Genomic DNA, 23,019 nt, shown 5'->3' with positions numbered 1-23,019 from the left:
GGCAAGGCGCCGATGGTTCAGCGCCCTTTCTTGTGAACGGCCGGCATTTGACGGAAGGCCGGCGATGCGGCGGGATTGGTGGCGTCTGGCGCCCGGTGCCGCAAGCCCAGGCGATTCATGGCGCGCAGCAGATGGGATACGGCCGCCGCGCGCGCCATCACGGGGTCGCGCGCCGCGATGGCCTCGAAGATCGCAACGTGCTCGCGATGCACTTGTTCGGGCAGTCCTTCCTCGCGTTGCGTGTGTTCGCGGGCGGTGCGCACCGTTTGATAGATCTGCGCGTTGAGATATTGCAGCAGCTGCAAGTGGTACTTGTTGCCCGAGGCGGCCGCGATCCGGACGTGGAATTCCTGGTCGGTGGCGCTGCTGCTGGAGTCGCACAAGGCGGCCTCCAGGCGCCGCAGGATGTCTTCCATGACGTCCACGTCTTCCTGGGTACGGCGTTCGGCGGCCAAGGCGGCCACCGCGCTTTCGAGGTCCAGCCGCAACTCGTAGATGGCCGTCAATTCCGCGGCATCCAGTTCCGGGTACGAGGGCAGGAGGAATCCCGAGTTGGGCGTAATGGCGCGAACGATGCAGCCGATGCCCTGGCGGCTTTCGATGTACCCGTGAGCCCGCAAGTGTTCGGTGACCTCCCGGATCACCATCGTGCTCACCCCGTACGTGGCGGCAAGCTGTTTTCCCGTGGGCAAGCGTTCCCCAAGCGCGTACTCGCCGCGGGCAATGCGGTCGAGCAGGTCATCCAGTACTTGTGCGGTAAGACTTCGGGCGCGTTTGAGCTTCATGCCGCGAAATCTTACGTTCAATGATTTTCATATAACACCGGGATAACCCTAGGTTCAGCAATCACGTGTCGACGCGTGTGCCTTGGACCCGGAGATCCGGGTGCCTTGCATCGCCGTTACTTGATTCCGACGATCTTGATCGTCATGACCGAGATCGCTCCGGGAGGAATGCCGCCGCGCCCGGGCTCGCCATAAATCAGCTTTGCCGGAACGTGGATGAGGGCGGTGCCGCCCAGCCCCAGCTGGGCGACGGCCGCCTGGAATGCCGGGGGCAGGTCCGCGACCTTGCTGGTGGCCTCTTCCCCGGTGGACAGCACTTCGCCTGAACCCAGCTTCTCTTCCAGCTCGAAGAGGATTTCGCTTTGGGCGGTGGCCATCGGAGGCTTGCCCTTCTTCAGGATGCGATAGACGGTGCCGTCCGGCATCTTGACGGCGCCTTTTTCCTTTGCGGCCTCCGCCAGCAGGACCTTGCTGAGCTTTTCGTTCTTGGACAGCATGGCGGCATCCAGTTGCTGATCCACGCTGGCAAGCTCGGCGGAAATCTTGTCCTGGGGCAGCTGCATGCTATTGGCGACCCTGTCGCTGAACCCCTGCGTGAACGCGGGCAGGTCCAGTTTCCTGCCGATGGACTGCAGCTTTTGCGTTTCCTGCGGCGCGCTGTCTCCGTACCAGGCGCCCAGGGCGTAGCTGAGGCGGACATCCTTCGGAACCGCGCCGTTGATCGTGACGCGCCCTGCCGGGGCGGCGGGTTCGCCCGTTGCCTGGCCGGCCGCCTGCTGGGCCTGCCGCTGCTGGCTGGCCGCGCGCAGGTCGGCCAGCGCCTGTTCCTGTTCTTCCCGCTGCTGCGCCAGGATCCGGTTTTGCGCGAGCAACTCGGCGACCTGCTTGTTCAAGCCGGCGATTTCCATGTCGGCGGCGCCGGCGCCGTCTTCGGATGCATCGTGGGCGGGACGGCTGTTGGCCGCTGCCCGCAGGGCGGCAAGTTCGTTCTCGAGCGCGTACTTCTGCGCCAGCGCGTCGTTCAGTTGCTGGGTCAGCGCGTCGACGTTCCCGGCCGATCGTTGCGGCGAGGGAGCGGGGGCAGGCGCAGGCATGGCGCGCCGGGGGGAATCGCTGCCGATGATCTGCTCTTCCACCAGCCGGTCCAGCAGGCTGGTTTCGGAAGCGGACGCCTTGCCGCCGGAAAACATGAGCGCGCAGCACAGCGCGGTGCCGATGTGTTTTCTCATAGCTGGCTGTGCAGGCCCTGCGCGCGTTGCATCATATTGGAATAGATGGCGTTGTTGATGCGGAAGCACACCAGGGAAAGCACCCTGTCGATTTCGGTCTGCATGACTTCAGCCGCCTTGCCGTCGATAGCCGAGGCGTTGGATTTGTAGAGGTCGTAGTTTTCGTTGATGGCGGCAAGCTGGGCCCTGTAGGTTTCGTAGGCCTCCGGGTTCAATTGCTTCAGTGCGGAAAATTCCTGGTAGCACTGCTGGTGCTTGTCCAGGGCGCCGTCATTCTTGGCGACGAGGGCGGCGGGGCGGGCGCTGCAGCCTGCCAGGAATAATGCGGCTGACAGAATGGCTGCGCCGGCGAGGAGACGTTTCATGAATGCTGATCCAGGGAAGAATGCGAAACCGATTGCCGACGCGGCGGACTGCCATTCGCGCCTTGGCCTGGCCGCGATGGCAATCGCAGTGATTCGGAGGTATCGAGGTTTTGATCAGCAATAGACCACAGATGCCCGCGCGCTGAATATCGGACTCGTCGGGTTTGCGCCGCGCGCCGTGCATTAAGGCTTGGCTTAACCATGGGTAAACGGGTAATGAATCACGGCGGCCGCGGGACTATTTATAGTGGCTTCATTCCCATTCCAAGAGAGCGCCGCCATGTTCCGCCCCGCCGTTACGCCTGCCTTTCCCCGCGCCGTGCTGTTCGATCTGCTTACCGCCTTGCTCGATTCCTGGACGGTCTGGAATCGAGCGGCGGGGTCCGAGTCCGCCGGCCGTGCCTGGCGCGCGGAGTACCTGCGCCGCACCTATGGCTGCGGAGCCTATCAGCCCTATGAGCAGTTGGTGGAAGCGGCCGCCGCCGCGGTTGGCCTGCCGGCCGCGGCGCCGGCGGCGCTCGAGGCCCATTGGGACGAGCTGCCCGTCTGGGACGGCGCGCGCGAACTGCTGCAGGCGTTGCGCCCGCATTGCCGGCTGGCGGTCGTCACCAATTGCTCGGACCGCCTGGGGCGCCGCGCGGCCCGCCTGCTGGACGTGGACTGGGACGTGGTGGTGACGTCCGAGGAGGCCGGCTACTACAAGCCCGATCCGCGTCCGTACGAACTGGCCCTGGCCCGTCTGGAGGCGACGCCGTCGCAGGCCGCATTCATCGCCGGATCAGGCTACGACATGTTCGGCACCCGCAAGGTGGGGCTGCGCACCTACTGGCACAACCGGGTCGGGCTGTCATTGCCGGATGGCGCGGCGCGCCCGGAACGGGAGTCTCCCCGGCTGGAAGAGGCGCTGCCGTGGCTTGCGGGATTCAACGCTGCCTGAGCGGCTATGCCGCCCCCGCATGCTCCCTCTTTTCAGAAGTACAAAATGTTGCCGATCCGTCCTGCCGCGCTTGCTAGCATGAGCAGGCCGGGATGACCCGGCGTACCGATAGGAAGTGGAGGTTGCCATGCGTTCAAGAACAATATTCAACCGTATCGCAATTGTCGCGGCATCGGGGGCTTTGCTGGCGGGATGCGCCACGCAACAGCAGACCAATACCGCCGTGGGCACGGGCGCGGGAGCGGCGATCGGCGCCGGGATCGGCGCCCTGATCGGCCACGGCAAGGGCGCGGCGATCGGCGCCGGCATCGGCGCGGTGGCCGGCGGACTGGTCGGGTACAACTGGAAGGTCGTCAAGGAAGACGTGCAGAATTCGGGCGCGTCCTCGCTGGGGATCGACGTGGTTGAAATGCCCGACGGCAGCCTGAAGGTCAACATCCCCAGCGGTGTGTCGTTCGACACCGACAAGACGCAACTCAAGCCCGCGCTGCTGCCCGTGCTGGACAGCGTGGCGCGTTCTCTCAATCAGCATCCCGAACTGCGGGCCAAGGTGGTCGGCCACACCGACAGCACGGGGGCGCTGGCGCACAACCAGACGCTTTCGGTCAACCGGGCCAAGAGCGTGACGGACTACCTGGGCAAGCAGGGCGTGGCCGCCAGCCGTCTGTCCGTGGAAGGGCGAGGCCCGAACGATCCGATCGGCGACAATGCGACCGCGGAAGGCCGCGCGCTGAACCGTCGGGTGGAGATCTACCTGTATGCGGTGAAGCAGTAATCCCGGGCGTTAGCCCTTGTCCCTGTGTCCGAGGCGGCTTGCGCATTGCGCGGCCGTCTTCTGTTTTCGCGGGGACGTATTTTTTCCGGAGTCCGCCATGAGCATGTTCCCTCCCGCCCGCATCGGCACCGATGCCGCGGTGGCCGCCCTGTCCGGCTGGCAGGCGGTGGCGACGCGTGACGCCATCGAAAAGCGCTTCCGCTTCGTCAGCTTCAACACGGCGTTCGGTTTCATGACGCGCGTGGCGATGTTCGCGGAAAAGCTGAACCATCATCCTGAATGGACCAATGTCTACAACCGCGTGGACGTGATCTTGACCACTCACGACGCGGGCGGCGTGACCGAATTGGACGTGCGCATGGCGCAGTTCATGGACGAAGCCGCCGCGCAGCTGGGCGCGACCGCGCCGAAGGCCGGAGCCTGACGCGTCAGTCTTCCTCGTTGCCTTCGGCGGCCCGGAGGCGCTCGATCAGGCGGTCCAGCAGGCCGCCCAGGGCTTGCTGCTCGTCCGCGTCCAGGCAAGAGAAGATTTCGTCATTGCGGCGGGCGATCAGGTCGATGATGCGCTGGTACTGCGCCACGCCGGCAGGGGTCGGCGCCAGGACCACGCCGCGCCCGTCGGATTCGGAATGGGTTTTCTCGACCAGGCCGCGGTCCACCAGCGCTTGCGCCGAACGGCTTGCCTGGCCCTTGTTCAGGTTGGCCGCGCGCGCCAGGTCCTTGACGGACAAGGGCGCGTAGCGGCCGATGGCCGCCAGGCAGCGCGCCTCGCCCAAGGGGATGCCGCATTCGGCCAGGTAGGCGCGATTCGTGTCCCGGTCCGTGATCTTGTTGAGCACGTGCAGGCGATAGGTCAGGAAGCGTTCGAGGTCGGGTTGGGTCACGTCGGGCTGGCGGAGGAAGCGGCGGGACAGTTTGCCACAGGGCCGTTGGCCAGGCAGGCGGCCTCGGCCTGGGCCACCAGCGCGGCGGCTTCTTTCGCGTCCGGCAGCCGGGCCAGCAGCGACAGGCCCAGGATGGACAGGAAGAGCGGCGCCTGCGCTTGGCCGACGCGTGAAAGCGCCTGCGCCATGCCGGTGTAGGCCTGGTCCAGTTCGTCGTTGTTCATGCTTGGCCTTCCTTGTTGGCGTTCAGGTCGATCGAGGGGTAATAGGGCTTCAGCGCCGCGAGCAAGACGTTGGCCGAGGGGGCGGCCCAGCGGCCCAGCACATAGCCGTCGGGCCGCATCAGATAGACGGTGCCGGCGTCGCCGCCGAACCGCTGGGCCAATTGCCCGTGCGTGTCGCGCAGGCCGCCGGCGCCGACACGCAGCACGCGCAGCGGCTGGGGCGTGTTCCGGGTGGACGCGGCCAAGGCCTCCAGGCCGGCCCCCAGCGCGGCATCGGGCGAGAAGGCCAGCGCCACGAAACCGGCGCCGAAATATTCGCTCAGGTGGCGCGGCGTTTCGCCCTCCTGCAGCAGCGCCTCCGGCGCGGGTTGGCCGGGCGCGGCGGCGCCGGCCAGCGGCGCCCGGTCTTCCAGGTTCAGCGGCGAGGTGTCGTACGAGATGGGCGCGGACTGCCGCGGGTTGATGAGCGGACGGACCGAGTCGTCCACCAGCGCCAGGCGCAGGGCGGCTTCGCGCATCAGGCGGAAACCATAGTCGGGCGGGGCCATGAATTCCGTGCTCTTGGCGCCATAGGCCAGGTTCTGCCGCGTGGCATGGACGCGCTCCACGCTGTAGCTGTCCAGCAGGCTGTCGGGCGCCTGGCCCTTCAGCACCCAGGCGAGTTTCCAGGCCAGGTTGCCGGCGTCGTCCAGCCCCGAATTCAGCCCGCGCACGCCGAAGATCGGCACCAGGTGGCCGGCGTCTCCCGCGAACAGGACCCGGCCATGACGATAGCTGTCCAGCGTCAGGCATTTGGCGTTGTAGATGGAGATCCACAGCGGTTTCCAGGGCGCGGTCTCGCCGATCATGTCCAGGTGGCTCTGCACGCGGGGCAGCACGTTTTCGGGCTTGACGGCTTCCTCGGGATCCTCATCGTCCCGGATCTGGTAGTCCACGCGCCAGACGTTGCCCGGCTGCCGGTGCATCAGCAGGGTGGAGCCGGGGTTGGACGGCGGGTCGAACCAGGCCAGGCGTTCCACGGGACGCTGGGATTCCTGTTCGATGTCGACAATGACATAGCGTCCTTCGTACTGCATGCCTTCCAGCTTCAGGCCCATCGCTTCGCGCACGGTGCTGCGGCCGCCGTCGCAGGCGATCAGCCAATCGGCGCGCACGGTCTGGCGCCGGCCTTCGCTATCGACCTCGACCGTCACGCCGTCGGCGTCCGCCCGCAGGCCTGCGACACGGGCCGACCATTGCAGCGCGGCCAGTTCGGGGTGGCGCTGCATGGCCTGGTGGGCATATTCCTCCACCGCGTACTGCTGGATGTTGACCATCGGCGCATAGCGCTGCAGCGGGTCGTGTGGCATCTCGAAATGCAGAACCTCGCGGTCGCGGTAGTAGCTGCGGCCGCCCGTCCAGGCCAGGCCCGTGGCCGTGAGGGGGCGGTCCGCGCCGGCCCAGCCCATGATTTCCTGCGACCGCCGCGAAATGCAGATGGCGCGGCTGCCGCTGCAATAGTCGTCGTCCGCTTCCACGGTCAGCGAGGCGATGCCGTATTCGGCGAGCAGGGCAGCCAGCATCAGGCCGACGGGGCCTCCGCCGGCGATGAGGACGGGAACGTGGGAAGGGAGCGTCATGATGTCTCGGCAATCTGGTTGTTTGCGCAACTATATTCCCAGCTGGTTGTGGACGCAACCATTTCCGGCAGACAAAAAAAACCCGCCGGATGAGGGCGGGTTTCCGGCAGGCAGGATCTATCAGTTGCGCACGTAATAGATACGCATGGCGTGCTGCTTCTGCGCGCCGTCCATGACGCGCAGCACCACGACCTTGGGCGTGAAACCGTCGGGCAGTTTCAACTGGCCGATCGCGTAGTCGTAGCGGTCCACGTTCAGCGCCGGGCCTTCGGGCGTGACCGTGGCGGCGCGGCCGTTCGAGTACGTGCCGTCGATGGAGAACGTGAGGGTGCCTTTGAACGGCGCGCCCTGGCGGTCTTCGCGCATGACCAGGACCTGGTAATCGAGTTGGCCGGGCGCGCGCTTGAAGGTGCCCGAGCGGATGCCGATGTTGCCGCCGCGCGGGTCGGCGGGCATGGCGTCCTGGAACAGCACCAGTTCCTTGTTCAGCGTTTCGATCTTGCTGCGGGCCTCGGCCAGATCGCTGGTGAGCTTTTCGTGGCCGGACTTGTTCGCGTCACGCTGCTGAGTGGTCTCTTCGAGCTGGCTTTGCAGCCGCTGGCGTTCGAGGTTGGCCGCGCTGAGCTCGCTGTGCAACTGCTCGGATTGCTCGACGGTCAGCCGCTGAGGGCCGTAGTTGGTCTGGAGGAAGAGCACGCCGCCGGCGCCAAGGGCAATGCCCACCAGCAGCAGGACAAGCCAGCGCGGCATGCGCCGCGTGCGTTGGCCCGGCTGGTATACGGAGGGCTTGAATACGGCCCGTTGTGATCTTCCGAACATCCCCATTCCTAGAAAACTTCCTGTATGTAAGCTCAACCGCGCCCCGTGGGCGCGGGTCAAAGCGTCAGAGAATACCCCGTTAGCCGGGGGCGTTGGGTGCGCGGACAATCCTGGTTGCGCACGTTGATATTGTGAAATATGTGGACATCAACGGGCCGGGCCGTTGAGTTGGGCGTCCAGGTCGGCCAGCCGCTGAGGCGTGCCGACGTCCGTCCAGCGGCCCTCGTGGCGCGCGCCGCGCGCGAGGTTTCGGGCCATGGCCTGCCTGAGCAAGGGCGCCAGGGGCGCCGCCGTGCCCCGGACGACGTCCGCGAACAACGACGGATGGTAGACGCCGATGCCGGAAAAGGTCAAACGCGGTTCGCCCTGGGCGTGGACGCGGCCGTCCGCCGCCAGGTGGAAGTCGCCGTCCGGGTGCTGGACGGGATTGTCCACCAGCAGCAGCCATGCGCCGCCTTCCGGGAGGCCCCGCGCCAGCCCGGAGGCCGAGGCCGGGTTCCAATCGCACCAGACGTCGCCGTTGATCACCAGGAAAGGGGCGCCGCCCAGCAGGGGCAACGCCTGGGCGATGCCGCCCGCGGTTTCCAGCGCGGCCGGCTCGGCCGAATAACGGATCCGCACGCCGAATTCGCTGCCGTCGCCCAGCGCGCGTTCGATCTCGTGCCCGAGCCAGGCATGGTTGATGACGACGTCGTGGATGCCCGCGGCCGCCAGCCGCAGCAGGTGCCAGACGATCAGGGGCTTGCCGCCCACGGACAGCAGCGGCTTGGGCAGGCGGTCCGTCAGCGGGCGCATGCGCTCGCCGCGGCCCGCCGCAAGTATCATGGCCCGCATCAGAACGTATACCCGACGGAGACTTCGCGATTGTCCAGCTTGTCCAGCAGGCGCAGAAGGGGAGTGAAGACGCCGTAGCGCTGGGCCACCTGGCGGACGTAGCCGTTCATGCGAGGCATATGGGCCAGGTAGTGCGCCTTGCCGTCGCGGTGATTGAGCCGCGCGAACACGCCCATGATGCGCAGGTTGCGCTGCAGCCCCATCCATTCGTAGGCGCGATGGAATTCCGCGAAATCGGCGTCCACCGGCAGGCCGGCCGCGCGCGCCATTTCCCAGTAGCGGATCGCCCAGTCCAGTTGCTGGGGTTCTTCCCAGGTGGTGCGCGCGTCGGTCACCAGCGAGGCCAGGTCGTAGGTGATCGGGCCGGCCAGCGCGTCCTGGAAGTCGATGACGCCGGGGTTGGGGCCGTATCGCGGCTCGTCGCAGACCATCAGATTGGGGGAGTGGAAATCCCGGTGCACCAACACCTGCGCCTGGCCGCCGTTGCTGGCCGAGAGCAGGGCGAAGATCTTGTCCAGCGCGTTCGCCGTCTTGTCGTCCAGGGTGACGCCGTGGTGCCTGCCCACGTACCACTCGGGGAACAGTTTCAGTTCGTCGGCCAGCCGCGCCGTGTCGTAGGTGGCCAGGCCCGCGGTGGACGCCTGCTGCAGCCGGACCAGCGCGGCGATGGCGTCGCGGTACAGGGCCTGGAGCTCGCCGTCCGTCAGCCCGGCCTGGATGCGTTGGTAATAGGTCTGCTCGCCCAGGTCGGTCAGCAGCAGCAGGCCCTGGTCCTGGTCCTTTTCGACCACGACGGGCACGTTCAGGCCGGCATCCGCCAGCAGCTGACCCACCTGCAGGAACGGGCGGGTGTCTTCGTGGGCCGGGGGGGCGTCCATGACGATCAGGGTCCGCTCGCCGGCGTCGAGCCGGAAATAGCGCCGGAAACTGGCGTCGGACGACGCCGGGCGCAGCGTATCCACGGCGAGATTCAGGGCGGCGGGCAGGCCGGCGAGCCAGTTGCGGATCTGCTCCAGGCGGGGGTCGTGGTCGTTTTTCAAGGAAGATCCGTGTCGGTAGGGCAATATTGCAGAAAATTGTGTCGTTCGCACTTAAGGCTGGGCCTGTGGCGCGGCTTCTCTATAATACCGGCTCGTTTCCGTTAGCATTGGCCCTTCGTGGGTGCCGGTGTCGGGTTTCCCCATCGTCAAAAAGGGCTGTTTTCACTCGTGCGCAAGGTTCGGTGGTTGATCCTCTCTGCTGTCAGCATGGCCGCCGGAGCCGTCCAGGCTCAAGGCAGCCAGGGCACCGTTCCCGCCGCCTCGTCGGCCACGGAAGCGCCGGTGCTGCGCACATCGCCGGGCTTGCGGATGCATCGCCTGCCGGACGACAACATCCCCGCCTTCATGGAAGCCGACACGATCGAGGGCGATCCCGATTCCGACCTGACCCTGTCCGGCAATGCGCAGGTGCGCCGCATCGACGGCGTGATCAAGGGCGACCGCATCAATTACCGCAAGGACACGGGCGAAGTCGACGTCCAGGGCAATGCGCGCATGATGCGCGACGGCACCCTGGTGACGGGGCCGAACGCCAAGTTCAATGTGGACAAGTATTCGGGCGAAGTCGAAAAGCCCAATTTCTGGATGGGCGCCACGGGCGGCTTCGCGGTGGCCGAACACGCCGACATCTTCAGCAAGTCGCAGATGCGGCTGCATACGGTGACTTATAGCGGCTGCTCCTGCGAGACGCCGTCCTGGTACATCAAGGCCAATACCGTCGACGTCGATTTCGACGAGAACGAAGGCGTGGCGCGCAATGGCGTGCTGTACTTCAAGGATGTCCCGATCCTGGCGTCGCCCTACATGACCTTTCCGGTCAAGAAGGAACGGAAATCGGGTTTCCTGATGCCGACCTACGGCACCACCAGCCAGGGCGGCTTCGACCTTTCGCTGCCGTACTACCTGAACCTGGCGCCCAATTACGACATGACCATACAGCCGCGCTATTTCTCCAAGCGCGGGCTGCAATTGGGTGGCGAGTTCCGCTATCTGGGGTCGAGCTATAGTGGCACGCTGAATGGTACCTACCTGCCCAATGACAACGTCACGGGCGAGGACCGCTGGATGTACTGGTGGCGCCACCAGCAGATACTTTCCCATGGGTTCTACGCGGACTGGGACGTAGCCAAGGTTTCGGACGACGATTACTTCCGCGATATTTCCCAGCTGGGCTTGAACCAGGCGTCCACCACTTATCTGCCGCAGCGCGCGCGAGTGGGCTGGGGCTCCAAGTACTGGAGCGCATACGCACAGGTCTACAAGTATCAGACTTTGCAGGATCCCGACGCGCCGCTGGTGCCGCCGTACGACAAGGTGCCTGAGCTCTACCTGCGCGGCGCGCGCTACGACTGGGGCGGCTTCGACGTCGATTGGACTTCCACCGCCGTGCGTTTCAGCATTCCCACGGTGGGGGGCGCCCGCCAGGGGCCGCAGGGCGATCGTCTCCAAAGCTATCCGACCGTTTCCTATCCGATCGTAAGGCCGGGCTGGTTTATCATCCCCAAGGCCGGCGTGAACTACACGCAATACCAGACCAACTGGTACGGCCGCGATTGGCTGGGCCTCAATGCCAACACGCCGAACGCCGGCACCTCCTTCGGCTATCCGCAGTCGCAGTCGCGCACGGTGCCCATCATGTCCCTGGACGCGGGCCTGATCTTCGAGCGCGATACCTCGCTGTTCGGCAAGGCCTCGACGCAGACCCTGGAACCGCGCCTGTACTACCTGTACGTGCCGTACCGCGACCAGTCCAAGCTGCCCGTCTACGACACCTCGCTGGCGGACTTCAGCTTTTCCCAGGCCTTCGAGGAAAACATCTACACCGGCGGCTGGGACCGCATCTCGAACGCGAACCAGCTCACGGCCGCGCTGACCACGCGCTGGCTGGACGCCAACACCGGTTTCGAGCGCATGTCGCTGGCCGTGGCGCAGCGGTTGTATTTCGCGGACCAGAAGGTCACGCTGCCCGGCGAGACGCCGCGCGAGAACGTGCGCTCCGATTTTCTGGTGGGCGCCAGCGCGGCCCTGACCGACACCCTCTCCACCGAGATCGCGGCGCAATACAACCCGTACGACAACAACTGGTCGCGCGGGCTGGTGAGCGCGCGCTGGACGCCCCAGCGCCTGACCACGGTGGCGCTGTCCTACCGCTACCAGCGCGATCCGCAACCCGGCGTCGCCTACCAGCCGCAGGGCCAGAACCAGGTCAGTCTGGCGCTCCAGTGGCCGTTCAGCAAGCGCTGGTACGGCGTGGGCCGTATCGACTACTCCTTGCGTTCGGGGCCCTCCAGCACGGTCGCCAACACGACGGAATCCCCGCGCGTGACGCAGGCCATCGCCGGCCTGGAGTACAAAGGGGACTGCTGCTGGGTGGGCCGCGTGGTCTACCAGCGTTACGCCGTTTCGGCGACGGACGCCAACTCCGCAGTGTTCCTGCAGCTTGAGCTGACCGGCCTGGGTTCCCTGGGAACCGACCCGATGAACCTGCTGAACAGAAGTATCCCCGGCTACTCGCGCGTTACTCCGCCCGTGCCTGCCGGGACCACATTTGAAAGGTATGAATGATGCGTAGGTTGCACTCTTTGCGCCGCCTCTCCCGCAATGCGTTGCTGCTGGCCGTGTGCGCCGGCTTGCCTGCCGCGTATGCGGCCGAGCAGAACGGCAAGGGCTCGAACAACGGCGCCAAGGCCGCTTCCGCACAGAAGGGCGCGAAGGCCTCGCCCGCGCAGAAGGATGCCGCTCCTGCCCCGCAGGGCGAGCAATTCGTGGACGGAATCGCCGCCGTCGTCGACAAGGACGTGATCACGCTGCGCGAGCTGCGCGATGCTTCCCAGCGCATCGCGGGCGAACTGAAGTCTCGCGGCATCCAGGTGCCCGACGACCAGACCCTCCAGCATCAGGTGCTGCAGCGCCTGATCATGGAGCGCGTGCAGCGCCACGAGGCGGACCGCATGGGCATCCGCGTGGACGACGCTCAGGTCGACATGGCTATCCAGACCATCGCCGGCCGCAACAAGATCAGCGTGGCCCAGCTGCGCCAGGAAATCGAGAAATCCGGCACCTCCTGGGATGCCTATCGCAAGTCGCTGCGCGACGAGATCCGCACGGATCGCCTGCGCCAGCGCGCGGTGGACTCCACCATCGTCATTTCCGATGCCGAAGTCGACGCATTCCTGAAGGACCAGCGGCGCAATCCGGCATTCGCCGCCGCGCCGGCCGCGCAGCCGCAGCCGCAGGCCCAGCCGCAACCCGCGCCTGAACAGGCGGCCGCGCCGGCGGGGCCGATGCTTTATGCCCTGGCCCAGATCCTGGTGCGCGTGCCCGAAGGGTCGTCGCCCGAGCAACTGGCCGTGCTGCGCAAGAAGGCCGAGGGCCTGCTGGCGCAAGCCAAGCGCGGCGACGATTTCGCCAGCCTGGCCGCGGCCGCTTCGGACGGCCCCGAGGCCCTGCAGGGCGGCGTCATGGGCGTGCGTCCGCTGGACGGCTGGCCCGACCTGTTCGTGAAGGCCATCAGCGGTCTGCAGAAAGGGCAGGTCAGCGGCCTGATCCAGAGCGGCAACGGCTTCCACATCGTCAAAGTGATGGACCGCGGAACGGCGCAGCCCGCGCCCAACCGCACGGCCCGCGCTCCGGCGCCTGCCCCGGCGCCCGCGCCGCAGCCCGCCGCGCGCGCGCCGCAGGCGCAGCAGGGGCCGGTGGAGGTCGTGCAGACCCGCGCGCGCCACATCCTGATCAAGACCTCCACCGTCATGAGCGATGACCTGGCCCGCCAGCGCCTGGAACAGGTGCGCCAGCGGCTGGTGAGCGGCGGGGCCAAGTTCGAGGACATGGCCCGCCAGTACTCGCAGGACGCAACCGCCCCGCAAGGCGGCGAACTGGGATGGCTGAACCCGGGCGAAACCGTGCCGCCGTTCGAGGCCGCCATGAACGCGTTGCAGCCGGGCGAGATCAGCCAGCCGGTGCAGTCGCCTTTCGGCTGGCACCTGATCCAGGTGGAAGAGCGCCGCCAGCATGACGCCTCCGACGACATGGCGCGCATGAAGGCCCGCCAGACGCTGTTCGAACGCCGCGCCCAGCCGGCCTTCGAGGATTGGCTGGAGCAGCTGCGCGCGCAGGCGTATGTGGACAACCGCCTGGAAAAGCAGCAGAAGATCCAGCAGAACAACCGCTAAACGCATTACGGGCTTTACATGTCTCAACACCAGGCGCGCAAGCGCTTCGGCCAGAACTTCCTGACCGACGAAAGCGTCGTCGAGTCGATCGTCCGGGCGGTTGCCCCCGCCCGCGACGACGTCGTGGTCGAGATCGGGCCGGGCCTGTCCGCGCTGACCCGCCCGCTGCTCGAGCGCCTGGATCACCTGACCGCGGTCGAGATCGACCGCGATCTGGCCGCCCGCCTGCGCAAGCAGTTCGACGAAAGCCGCCTGACCGTGGTCGAGGCGGACGCGCTGACCGTGGATTTTTCCCGGTTCGGCGGCGGGCTGAGGGTCGTGGGCAACCTGCCCTACAACATCTCCAGCCCCTTGCTGTTCCATCTGATGACATGGGCCGACCATATCCGCGACCAGCATTTCATGCTGCAGCGGGAGGTGATCGACCGCATGGTGGCGCAGCCGGGCTCGGGCGACTTCAGCCGGCTTTCGGTGATGCTGCAATCGCGCTACCGCATGCACAAGCTTTTCGACGTGCCGCCCGAAGCCTTCGATCCGCCGCCCAAGGTGGTGTCCGCGATCGTGCGTATGGTGCCCTTGCCGGCCGAGCGCCTGCGCCCGGCCAGCGAGCGCGCGTTCGAGACGGTCGTGGCGCGCGCATTCTCGCAGCGGCGCAAGATGCTGCGCCGCGTTCTGGCCGACTGGGCCCCGCAGGTGCCTTGGGAGGCACTGGACATCCCGCCCACCGCGCGTGCCGAGGACATTTCGGTGGACCGGTATATCCGCCTGTCCGACGCGCTCGTCGACGCCGGCGTCCTGCAGGCCGGCTGAGCCCCGCGTCAGCGGGCTTTTCGGTTCCTACAGCATGCGCTTTTGCGCCGCCATCCAGAGCTGCATGACGTCGCGGGCGCGATCGCTCAGCAATTTCTCGGCGTCCGCCAGGGCCTGTTGCAGCGTAATCGGGCCGGGCGCCAGGCTGAATGCGGCGCTGATGCCGCCCGCATGCAGCGCTTCATAGCCGTCGCCCAGCGAGCCGGCCAGCGCCACCACGGGCACGCCCGCGCGCTGCGCGATTTTCGCGACGCCGGCGGGCGTCTTGCCGCGCAGGGTCTGCGCATCCATGCGGCCTTCGCCGGTGAAGACCAGCGCGGCGCCTTCGACGGCCTTGGCCAGGCCGCCAAGCTCCGCCACGATCTCCACGCCGGGCCGGAAGCGGGCGTTCAGGAAGGCCTTGGCCGCGAAACCCAGCCCGCCGGCCGCCCCTGCGCCGGGTTCATGGCGGTGGTCCGCGCCCAGGTGCTTCGCGCACACGTCGGCGAAATTCGCCAGCATCTGGTCCAGGGCCAGCACCTGTTCCGGCGTGGCGCCCTTTTGCGGGCCGAAGACATGCGACGCGCCTTGCGGACCGCATAACGGGTTGTCCACGTCCGAAGCGATATCGATGGGCAGGCTCGCCAGACGCGGGTCCAGCCCGCTGGCGTCGATGCTGGCCAGTTTCCCGAGCGCGCCGCCGCCGGGAGGCAGGCTGCGCCCGTCCGCGTCGAGCAGGCGCACCCCCAACGCCGTCAGCATGCCGGCGCCGGCGTCGTTGGTGGCCGACCCGCCGAGGCCCAGCATGATGCGCTTGGCGCCTGCGTTCAAGGCGGCGAGCATCAGCTCGCCCACGCCGTGGCTGCTGGCGCGCATCGGATCGCGCCGGGCGGGGGGGATCAGCTCCAGGCCGGCCGCCGCGGCCATTTCGATCACCGCCGTGCCATCCTCCAGCAGGCCCCAGGCCGCGTCGACCTTGTAGCCCAGCGCATCGTTCACCGTCAGCTGCCGCGCCTTGCCGCCGGTTGCCGCCAGCACGGCCTCGACCGTGCCTTCGCCGCCGTCGGCCATCGGGATGCACACCGTATGGGCGCCGGGGAAGGCGGCCTTGACGCCGCGCGCAATGGCCGCGGCCGCGTCGGGCGCGGAAACGCTTTCTTTGAAAGAGTCGGGAGCGATGACGATTTTCACGGATTCGAACGGGTTGGTTGAGGGATGGCTGGATGCCCATGATACCCGGGCGTGCGCGGGCGGCGTACCATAACGCTTCCGTCGTTTTAGCGAGAGTGGATCGTCATGCCCGTATTGCGCCGCACCAAAATTGTCGCCACCCTGGGACCCTCGACTTCGACGCCCGAGCGCATCGAAGCGATGATCCGCGCGGGCCTGGACGTCGCCCGCCTGAACTTCTCGCACGGCAGCGCGGATGACCATCGCGCGCGCGCCCGGCTGGTGCGCGAGATCGCCGCCAGGCAAGGGCGCTTCGTGGCCATCATGGGCGACCTGCAAGGACCCAAGATCCGCATTGCGCGCTTCACGGACAAACAGGTCCAGTTGCAGGCGGGCCAGCCCTTCACGCTGTCGCGCGTGCATCCCAAGGAGGCCGGCACGAGCAGTATCGTGGGCATCGACTACCCCGAGCTGGTGCAGGACTGCCGCGTGGGCGACGAGCTGTTGCTCGACGACGGCCGCGTGGTGCTGGTGGTGGACCGCGTCGAAGGCGACGAGGTCCACACCACCGTGACCGTGGGCGGCCCGCTGTCGAACAACAAGGGCATCAACCGGCGCGGCGGCGGCCTGTCGGCGCCCAGCCTGACCGACAAGGACAGGGTCGACATCAAGCTGGCGGCCGAAATGGAACTGGACTACGTGGCGGTGTCGTTCCCGCGCTATGGCAGCGATATCGACGAGGCCCGCACGCTGCTGGCGGCGGCGGGCAGCCAGGCGTGGATCATCGCCAAGATCGAGCGCGCGGAAGCCGTGGCGGACGACGAAGCGCTGGACGCGCTGATTCGCGCGAGCGATGGCGTGATGGTCGCGCGCGGCGACCTGGGCGTGGAAGTGGGCGACGCCGAGCTGGTGGGCATCCAGAAGCGCATCATCCAGCATGCGCGCACCCTGAACAAGGTCGTCATCACCGCGACGCAGATGATGGAGTCCATGATCTCCAGCCCCATGCCGACGCGGGCCGAAGTGTCCGACGTGGCCAACGCGGTGCTGGATTACACCGATGCCGTCATGCTGTCGGCGGAGAGCGCATCGGGGCAGTACCCGGTGGAAACGGTACAGGCCATGGCGCGTGTGTGCCTGGGGGCCGAAAAACACCCCACTTCGACGAAGTCGCACCACCGCCTGGGCGAGACCTTCTCCCGCTGCGACGAGACCATCGCGTTGGCCGCCATGTACGCGGCCAACCATTTCCCGGGCGTGAAGGCGATCATTTCGCTGACCGAAAGCGGCCATACGCCGCTGATCATGTCGCGCATCCGCTCGGGCGTGCCGATCTACTGCTATAGCCCGCACAGCGTCACGCAGAACCGGGTGGCGATGTTCCGCGGCGTCTACACCATCCCGTTCGCGCCGTCGGACTACGAGCCCGCCGATCTGAGCAACGCCGCCATCGACGAACTGCGCCGCCGCAGCCTGGTGCAGACCGGCGACTGGGTGATCCTGACGAAGGGCGATTTCTACCGCGATAGCGGCGGCACCAACGGCATGAAGATCCTGCTGGTGGACTGACGCCGCGGCGGCCGGGGCGCGATCCCGGCCGCGGGCCTCAGCCGAAGAACCAGTAGCACACGCCGATGGCCGCCATCACGCCGGCCAGGTCGGCGATCAGGGCGCAGCCCACGGCGTGGCGCGCGCGCAGGATCCCGACCGATCCGAAATACACCGCCAGCACGTAAAAGGTGGTTTCGGTGCTGCCCTGGACGACGGCAGAGAGCAGCGCGGGGAAACTGTCCACGCCGAAATGCGTCATCGTCTCCAGCATCATGGCGCGGGCGGCGCTGCCCGAGAAGGGCTTGACCAGGGCGGTGGGCAGGGCGTCCACGAAGCGCGTGTCCCAGCCCGCGTGGTGGGCCATCCAGCGGATGCCGTCGAGCAGGAAGTCGAGCGCGCCGGACGCGCGCAGCACGCCGACGGCGCACAACATGGCCACCAGGTAGGGCAGCAGGCTCTTGGCGATGTCGAAGCCTTCCTTGGCGCCTTCGATGAAGGCCTCGTAGACCGGCACTTTTTTCCAGGCGCCGGCGATCAGGAATGCGATCAGGATGCCGAACAGGCTCAGGTTGCCCATCAACGAAGACAGCGAAGCAATGGCGGCGGCGGACATGCCCGCCAGCAGCGCCATGAAGCCTCCCATCAGCAGGGCCGCGCCGCCCAGCCAGAGCATGACGACGGGGTCCGCCAGGCGCAGGCGCTGGCAGGCCGCCACCGCAAGAAAGCCGGCCAGGGTCGAGGCGCTGGTGGCCAGCAGGATCGGCAGGAACACCAGCGTCGGGTCCGCCGCGCCCTGCTGCGCCCGGAACATGAACAGCGTGACCGGCAGCAAGGTCAGCGACGAGGCGTTCAGCACCAGAAAGAGAATCTGTGCGTTGGTGGCGGTTTCGGGCGTGGGGTTCAGGGATTGCAATTCGCGCATGGCGCGCAGCCCGATCGGCGTGGCGGCATTGTCCAGCCCGAGGCCATTGGCGGCGAAGTTCAGCGTGATCAGGCCGATGGCGGGATGGTTGCGCGGCACCTCGGGCATCAGGCGCGCGAACAGCGGGCCCAGTATCTGCGCCAGCTTTTCCACCAGGCCGGCGCCTTCGGCGATGCGCAGGAAGCCCAGCCACAGGGTCAGGGTGCCGAACAGCAGCACCATCACTTCCACGGACACGCGAGCCATGTCGAACAGGCTGGCCACCATCAGGCGGAAGACCTCGGGGTCGCCCATGGCAAGCCAGCGGTACAGCGCGGCCGCGGCCGCGGTAAGAAAGAAGCCCAGCCAGAGTTTGTTCAGCATGCGGAAAGTGCCCGGATAGCGATTCGTTGCGCCGCCCATTGTCGCATCCCGGCAAGCCGCAGCTTGGCCCGGGCTCGCCAATTCTGGTACTTTGGTCGCAGAGCGATAACACATAACAGTGAGAGACACTCATGGATTTCAATGCCTGGCGCCGGCGCCGCATCTCGGAACCCGCGTATCGCTGGGCGCGCAATGCGCTGCCGGCGATGTCGGCCACCGAGCGCGAGGCCATCGAAGCCGGCGACACCTGGTGGGACGCCGACCTGTTCACAGGCAACCCCGACTGGCGCAAGCTGCTCGCCGTGCCCGCCGCGGTGCTGACGCCGGAAGAGCAGCGCTTCATCGACGGCCCGGTGGCCCGCCTGTGCGCCATGCTGGACGAGTGGGACATCACCTGGAACCGGCGCGACCTGCCGCCCGAGGTCTGGACCTTCCTGAAGGCGGAACGCTTCTTCGGCATGATCATTCCGCGGCGCTACGGCGGGCTCGGGTTCTCTCCCTATGCGCATTCCGAAGTCGTGCGCCGCATTTCGGCCTATTCCATCACGGCCGGCGTCACGGTCATGGTGCCCAACTCGCTGGGCCCGGGCGAATTGCTGATGCAGTTCGGCACGCCCGCGCAACGCGATTACTGGCTGCCCCGGCTGGCCGACGGCAGCGAGGTGCCGTGTTTCGGCCTCACCAGCCCCGAGGCGGGCTCGGATGCGGCATCCATGGTGGACACGGGCGTCGTATGCCGGCAGGTGGTGGACGGCCGCGAACTGATCGGGATCCGGCTGAACTGGCACAAGCGCTACATCACGCTGGGGCCCGTGGCGACCGTGCTGGGCCTGGCCTTCAAGATGTCGGATCCGGACGGCATCCTGGGCGGCCCCAAGGACATCGGCATTTCAGTCGCCCTGGTGCCGACCGAGGCGCCGGGCGTGGAAATCGGCCGCCGCCACCTTCCGGCCATGCAGGTCTTCCAGAACGGCCCCAACCGCGGGCGCGACGTGTTCGTGCCCCTGGACGCGCTGATCGGCGGCGCCGAGCGCGCGGGCCACGGCTGGCAGATGCTGATGAGCGCGCTGGCGGCGGGCCGGGGTATTTCGCTGCCGTCGCTGTCGGCCGCCGCCGCCGTGATGTGCGCGCACACCACGGGCATGTACGCGCGCGTGCGCGAGCAATTCGGCATACCGGTGGGCAAGTTCGAAGGCGTGCAGGAACGCCTGGCCAGCCTGGCGGGCAACGCCTATCTGGTGGAGGCCGCCAGGCGCCTGACCTGCGCCGCGCTGAACCAGGACGTGAAGCCGGCGGTGGTCTCCGGCATCATGAAGTACCACGCCACCGAACGCATGCGCAGTTCGGTCAACGACGCCATGGACATCCATGCGGGCCGCGCCGTCATCGACGGCCCCAGCAACTACCTGGGCGCGCTGTACCGCGCCGTGCCCATCGCCATCACGGTCGAGGGCGCCAACATCCTGACGCGCAACCTGATCATCTTCGGCCAGGGCGCGATCCGCGCCCATCCCTACCTGATGCCGGAAATCCTGGCGCTGGGCAATCCCGACGAAGAACGCGGCATCGCCGTTTTCCACGACGTATTCTGGCGGCATCTGCGCCACGCCGGGATCAACGCCTTGCGCGCCATCGGCCGGGCCTGGACCGCAGGGATGCTGGCGCCAGCCCCGGCTTCGGGGCCGACGGCAGGGCACTACCGGCGGTTGAGCCGCTATGCGTCGGGCTTTGCCTTGCTCGCGGACGCAACGCTGGCGCAGCTTGGCGGGGCCTTGAAGCGCCGCGAAATGATCTCGGCGCGGCTGGGGGACATCCTGTCGCAGCTGTACCTGCTGTCCGCCGTGCTGAAGCGCTGGGAGGACGAAGGCCGCCGGCACGATGACCTGCCGCTGGTGCATTGGTGCCTTGAGCAGGGCTACGCCGCCATCGAGAAAAGCATGGACCAGGTGCTGCGCAATCTGCCGGGCCGCGTGCTGTCGTGGGGCCTGCGAGCGGCCATCCTGCCGCTGCGCCTGGCCAGGGGGCCGAGCGACGCCCTGACCCGCGAATGCGCCGAGCTGCTGCTCAAGCCGTCGCCCACGCATGCCCGGCTGGCCGCGGACCTGCACCGGGATCCGGGCGATCCTCATTCGGGCAGCGATCCGGTGGGTCTGTTGACCCGCGCCTTCGCGCTGGCCGACGCGGTGCAGCCGTTGCGCGACCGTCTGCATCAATCAGGCGTGCGCGACTGGCGCGAGGCGCATCGGCGCGGCGCGATCACGGACGCGCAGGCGGCGGCGTTCGAGGAAGCCGAGACGATCGTGTCGCAGGTCCTGCAGGTGGATGATTTCGCGCCCGAAGACCTGTCGCCGTCCGCCGCGAGGCCGGAGGCGGCGCATCGCGGCGAGGACGGAGCCTGACCGGGGGGACTAGTCGTCCTGGTTGGGATCCATGTCCGGAAACAGGATCTCGGTGTAGCCGAACTTCGAGAAGTCCTGGATGCGGGACGGGTACAGTCGGCCGATCAGGTGGTCGCACTCGTGCTGCACCACGCGGGCGTGGAAACCTTCGGCTTCCCGTTCGATGCGCTGGCCGTAAGGGTCGCGCCCGCTGTAGCGGATATGGCGGTAGCGCGGCACCAGACCGCGCAGGCCCGGCACCGACAGGCAGCCTTCCCAGCCATCCTCCATCTCGTCCGACAGCGGCGTGATGACGGGATTGCACAGGATGGTCTGCGGCACGGGCGGCGCGTCGGGGTAGCGTTCGTTGCGGTCGAAACCGAAGATCACCAGTTGCAGATCCATGCCGATCTGCGGCGCGGCCAGTCCGACCCCATGGGCGGCCGCCATCGTTTCGAACATGTCGTCGATCAGCGCGTGCAACTCGGGCGTGTCGAAGCGCTCGACGGGCGCGGCCACTCGCAGCAGCCGCGGGTCGCCCATTTTCAGGATGGGGTGGATCATGATTTCCCCGGTCTCAGTCTTCGCGGCCTTTCTTTTCGATGAATTCGATCTTGTAGCCGTCCGGGTCTTCGACGAACGCGATGACCGTCTTGCCATGCTTCATCGGGCCGGCTTCGCGGGTGACCTTGCCGCCTTTTTCCTTGACCTTGTCACAGGCTTCGTAGGCATTGTCGACTTCCAGGGCAATGTGGCCGTAGCCGGTGCCCAGGTCGTATTTTTCCGTGTCCCAGTTGTGGGTCAGCTCGATGACGGCGCCTTCGGATTCGTCCTGGTAGCCCACGAAAGCCAGCGTGAACTTGCCGTCGGGATAGTCCTTGCGGCGCAGGACGCGCATGCCGAGCACGTTGGTGTAGAAGTCGATGGACTTGTCGAGGTTGCCGACTCGCAGCATGGTGTGGAGCATACGCATGGATGTCTTCCTTAAGCGGTGAGGGGGAGCGGGAAGAACCCGCCGCTCGCGGCGGGTTCCCGGTTGATGCCGATATCGCCCAGCGCGGCGCCCATGGCGTCGACGGCCTGGCGCATCCGGTCGGGGCCGAACGCGCCGATGCAGCCGACCCGGAACGTGGGTTGTTCGGTGTTGTAGAAGTTGCTGAGCACGTAGCCGCGGCGCTTGAGCGCATCGACGAACAGCTGCAGGTTCCAGGTCGGCGCATCCGGAGCCCGGACGTTGACGACGATGGGGCCTTGCAGGGCGGGCGGCAGGTACGGTACCAGGCCCAGCGCGCCGATGCCGTCGTACAGCGTGCGCATGTTCGCGGTGTAGCGCGCCAGGCGGGCTTCGCGGCCTTCCTCATGATACAGCGCCAGGGCGACGGCCAGCGCGGCCAGCGTGGGCGCGGGCGGCGTGAAGCGCGGGCCGGCATTGGGTTGCAAGGTGTGCTGGTAGATGTCGGACAGGTCCAGCGACCAGCTGCCGGCGTTGCCGCTTGCGGCCTCCAGGCGGTCGCGCCGGGCCACGACGAAGGCGGCGCCCGGCAGGCCTTCGAGGCACTTGTTGGCCGTCAGCACCACGGCATCCACGGCGGGGAGGTCGCGCAGCTCCAGCGGCAGCGCGCCGAAGGCGGAAACCGCGTCGACGATGACGCGGCGGCCCAGCGCATGCGCAACGCGCGCCAGTTCGGGCACGTCGTGGCAGATGCCGCTGCCGGTCTCGCTGTAGACCACCGCCAGGTGCGTCAGCGTGGGGTCGCGCTCCAGCGCGGCGGCCACGGCTTGCGGGTCCAGCCGCTCGGTCGCGCCCACGGGCAGGGGCACGGCGATCCTGCCGGCGTCGGCAGCCAGCTTCTGCAGGCGGGAGGCGTAGGCGCCGGTGGAAGGGGCGAGCAGCCTGCCGCCCGCCGGCACGAAGGTGCGGATCGCGGCTTCGACGGCGAAGTGCCCGCAGCCGGGCAGCGCCAGCGCGGCGTGCTCGTCGGACGAGGCTTGCGCCACGCGCAGCACGCTATCGCAGACCTGCCGGTAGGCCTGGCGGAAATCGTTGTCCCAGGGCGCGTAGTCCTGCGCCATGGCGGCCTTCACCCGCGCGTCGGTCGTGACCGGGCCCGGAATCAGCAGCAACATTTCAAAGCTCCTTTCGTGGAACAGGCACCAAACCGT

General features: G+C 67.3%; 22 protein-coding genes. 8 read left to right on the top strand and 14 right to left on the bottom strand.

Translation table 11 applies throughout. The features are described from left to right. Positions 1-17: 17 nt before the first annotated feature. The 3 genes from ACN6PJ_RS07175 to ACN6PJ_RS07165 form a co-directional block, all read right to left on the bottom strand. Complete coding sequence (locus tag ACN6PJ_RS07175) at positions 18-785, bottom strand: FadR/GntR family transcriptional regulator (protein ID WP_427995185.1); 768 nt, start codon at positions 783-785, stop codon at positions 18-20. A 116-nt stretch (positions 786-901) separates the two neighbouring features. Further along, a complete protein-coding gene (locus tag ACN6PJ_RS07170) occupies positions 902-2,014 on the bottom strand; it encodes an FKBP-type peptidyl-prolyl cis-trans isomerase N-terminal domain-containing protein (RefSeq protein ID WP_427995184.1) in 1,113 nt (370 codons plus the stop codon). Continuing rightward, positions 2,011-2,379: a hypothetical protein gene (locus ACN6PJ_RS07165; RefSeq protein WP_427995183.1), complete on the bottom strand. Its 369-nt coding sequence runs from the start codon at positions 2,377-2,379 to the stop codon at positions 2,011-2,013. Before ACN6PJ_RS07165 ends, ACN6PJ_RS07170 begins: the two co-directional genes overlap by 4 nt. A gap of 280 nt (positions 2,380-2,659) precedes the next feature. Here ACN6PJ_RS07165 and ACN6PJ_RS07160 point away from each other — a divergent pair, with 280 nt between their 5' ends. The 3 genes from ACN6PJ_RS07160 to ACN6PJ_RS07150 all read left to right on the top strand — a co-directional run bounded on the left by ACN6PJ_RS07160 (position 2,660) and on the right by ACN6PJ_RS07150 (position 4,515). Continuing rightward, entirely contained in the window at positions 2,660-3,316 is a 657-nt protein-coding gene (locus ACN6PJ_RS07160) for an HAD family hydrolase (protein WP_427995182.1), read from the top strand. Between the two features lie 127 nt (positions 3,317-3,443). Next, positions 3,444-4,091, top strand: a complete 648-nt coding sequence (locus ACN6PJ_RS07155) for an OmpA family protein (protein ID WP_427995181.1) — start codon at positions 3,444-3,446, stop codon at positions 4,089-4,091. 97 nt (positions 4,092-4,188) lie between these two features. After that, complete coding sequence (locus tag ACN6PJ_RS07150) at positions 4,189-4,515, top strand: 4a-hydroxytetrahydrobiopterin dehydratase (protein ID WP_427995180.1); 327 nt, start codon at positions 4,189-4,191, stop codon at positions 4,513-4,515. Positions 4,516-4,519: 4 nt separating this feature from the next. Here ACN6PJ_RS07150 and ACN6PJ_RS07145 read toward each other — a convergent pair whose 3' ends face one another. The 6 genes from ACN6PJ_RS07145 to ACN6PJ_RS07120 all read right to left on the bottom strand — a co-directional run bounded on the left by ACN6PJ_RS07145 (position 4,520) and on the right by ACN6PJ_RS07120 (position 9,511). Beyond that, entirely contained in the window at positions 4,520-4,975 is a 456-nt protein-coding gene (locus ACN6PJ_RS07145) for a MarR family winged helix-turn-helix transcriptional regulator (protein ID WP_427995179.1), read from the bottom strand. Further along, positions 4,972-5,199, bottom strand: coding sequence for a hypothetical protein (locus tag ACN6PJ_RS07140; RefSeq protein WP_427995178.1), 228 nt, complete (start codon positions 5,197-5,199; stop codon positions 4,972-4,974). Before ACN6PJ_RS07140 ends, ACN6PJ_RS07145 begins: the two co-directional genes overlap by 4 nt. Continuing rightward, the gene (locus ACN6PJ_RS07135) at positions 5,196-6,818 is read right to left on the bottom strand and encodes an FAD-dependent monooxygenase (protein WP_427995177.1); all 1,623 of its coding nucleotides are present in this window, start codon (positions 6,816-6,818) and stop codon (positions 5,196-5,198) included. Before ACN6PJ_RS07135 ends, ACN6PJ_RS07140 begins: the two co-directional genes overlap by 4 nt. 120 nt (positions 6,819-6,938) lie before the next feature. Continuing rightward, positions 6,939-7,637, bottom strand: coding sequence for a DUF6776 family protein (locus ACN6PJ_RS07130; protein ID WP_427995176.1), 699 nt, complete (start codon positions 7,635-7,637; stop codon positions 6,939-6,941). 147 nt (positions 7,638-7,784) lie between these two features. Next, positions 7,785-8,471, bottom strand: a complete 687-nt coding sequence (gene murU, locus ACN6PJ_RS07125; protein ID WP_427995175.1) for an N-acetylmuramate alpha-1-phosphate uridylyltransferase MurU — start codon at positions 8,469-8,471, stop codon at positions 7,785-7,787. Beyond that, entirely contained in the window at positions 8,471-9,511 is a 1,041-nt protein-coding gene (locus tag ACN6PJ_RS07120) for an aminoglycoside phosphotransferase family protein (protein WP_427995174.1), read from the bottom strand. The genes murU and ACN6PJ_RS07120 overlap by 1 nt, the downstream gene beginning before the upstream one ends. A gap of 168 nt (positions 9,512-9,679) precedes the next feature. Here ACN6PJ_RS07120 and ACN6PJ_RS07115 point away from each other — a divergent pair, with 168 nt between their 5' ends. The 3 genes from ACN6PJ_RS07115 to rsmA are packed head-to-tail and all read left to right on the top strand — an operon-like array spanning position 9,680 to position 14,493. Further along, entirely contained in the window at positions 9,680-12,076 is a 2,397-nt protein-coding gene (locus ACN6PJ_RS07115) for an LPS-assembly protein LptD (RefSeq protein WP_427995173.1), read from the top strand. Beyond that, entirely contained in the window at positions 12,073-13,683 is a 1,611-nt protein-coding gene (locus ACN6PJ_RS07110) for a peptidylprolyl isomerase (RefSeq protein WP_427995172.1), read from the top strand. The genes ACN6PJ_RS07115 and ACN6PJ_RS07110 overlap by 4 nt, the downstream gene beginning before the upstream one ends. A gap of 18 nt (positions 13,684-13,701) precedes the next feature. Further along, positions 13,702-14,493, top strand: a complete 792-nt coding sequence (gene rsmA, locus ACN6PJ_RS07105) for a 16S rRNA (adenine(1518)-N(6)/adenine(1519)-N(6))-dimethyltransferase RsmA (protein WP_427995171.1) — start codon at positions 13,702-13,704, stop codon at positions 14,491-14,493. A gap of 27 nt (positions 14,494-14,520) precedes the next feature. Here the strand turns inward: rsmA and ACN6PJ_RS07100 are convergent, their stop codons facing one another. Then, positions 14,521-15,663 carry a glycerate kinase gene (locus ACN6PJ_RS07100; protein WP_427995170.1) on the bottom strand — a complete coding sequence of 381 codons (1,143 nt, stop codon included), beginning with the start codon at positions 15,661-15,663 and terminating at the stop codon, positions 14,521-14,523. A gap of 105 nt (positions 15,664-15,768) precedes the next feature. Between ACN6PJ_RS07100 and pyk the strand changes: the two genes are divergently transcribed. Further along, positions 15,769-17,211, top strand: coding sequence for a pyruvate kinase (gene pyk / locus ACN6PJ_RS07095; RefSeq protein ID WP_427995169.1), 1,443 nt, complete (start codon positions 15,769-15,771; stop codon positions 17,209-17,211). Positions 17,212-17,248: 37 nt separating this feature from the next. Here the strand turns inward: pyk and ACN6PJ_RS07090 are convergent, their stop codons facing one another. After that, complete coding sequence (locus ACN6PJ_RS07090; RefSeq protein ID WP_427995168.1) at positions 17,249-18,478, bottom strand: nucleoside recognition domain-containing protein; 1,230 nt, start codon at positions 18,476-18,478, stop codon at positions 17,249-17,251. 131 nt (positions 18,479-18,609) lie between these two features. On the opposite strand from ACN6PJ_RS07090, the gene ACN6PJ_RS07085 reads away from it, so the two are divergent. Beyond that, on the top strand, positions 18,610-20,877 hold the full coding sequence (locus ACN6PJ_RS07085; protein ID WP_427995167.1) for an acyl-CoA dehydrogenase: 2,268 nt from the start codon (positions 18,610-18,612) through the stop codon (positions 20,875-20,877). Between the two features lie 9 nt (positions 20,878-20,886). Here ACN6PJ_RS07085 and def read toward each other — a convergent pair whose 3' ends face one another. The 3 genes from def to ACN6PJ_RS07070 are packed head-to-tail and all read right to left on the bottom strand — an operon-like array spanning position 20,887 to position 22,983. Then, on the bottom strand, positions 20,887-21,420 hold the full coding sequence (def, locus tag ACN6PJ_RS07080) for a peptide deformylase (RefSeq protein WP_427995166.1): 534 nt from the start codon (positions 21,418-21,420) through the stop codon (positions 20,887-20,889). A gap of 13 nt (positions 21,421-21,433) precedes the next feature. Next, positions 21,434-21,829 carry a lactoylglutathione lyase gene (gene gloA, locus ACN6PJ_RS07075; RefSeq protein ID WP_129239197.1) on the bottom strand — a complete coding sequence of 132 codons (396 nt, stop codon included), beginning with the start codon at positions 21,827-21,829 and terminating at the stop codon, positions 21,434-21,436. A gap of 11 nt (positions 21,830-21,840) precedes the next feature. Beyond that, on the bottom strand, positions 21,841-22,983 hold the full coding sequence (locus ACN6PJ_RS07070) for a 2-aminoethylphosphonate--pyruvate transaminase (protein ID WP_427995165.1): 1,143 nt from the start codon (positions 22,981-22,983) through the stop codon (positions 21,841-21,843). Between the last annotated feature and the right edge of the window lie 36 nt (positions 22,984-23,019).

It is taken from the genome of Achromobacter sp., from assembly GCF_050285585.1.
Lineage (GTDB): Bacteria > Pseudomonadota > Gammaproteobacteria > Burkholderiales > Burkholderiaceae_B > Achromobacter.
This window is presented reverse-complemented; position numbering and strand designations above follow the sequence as displayed.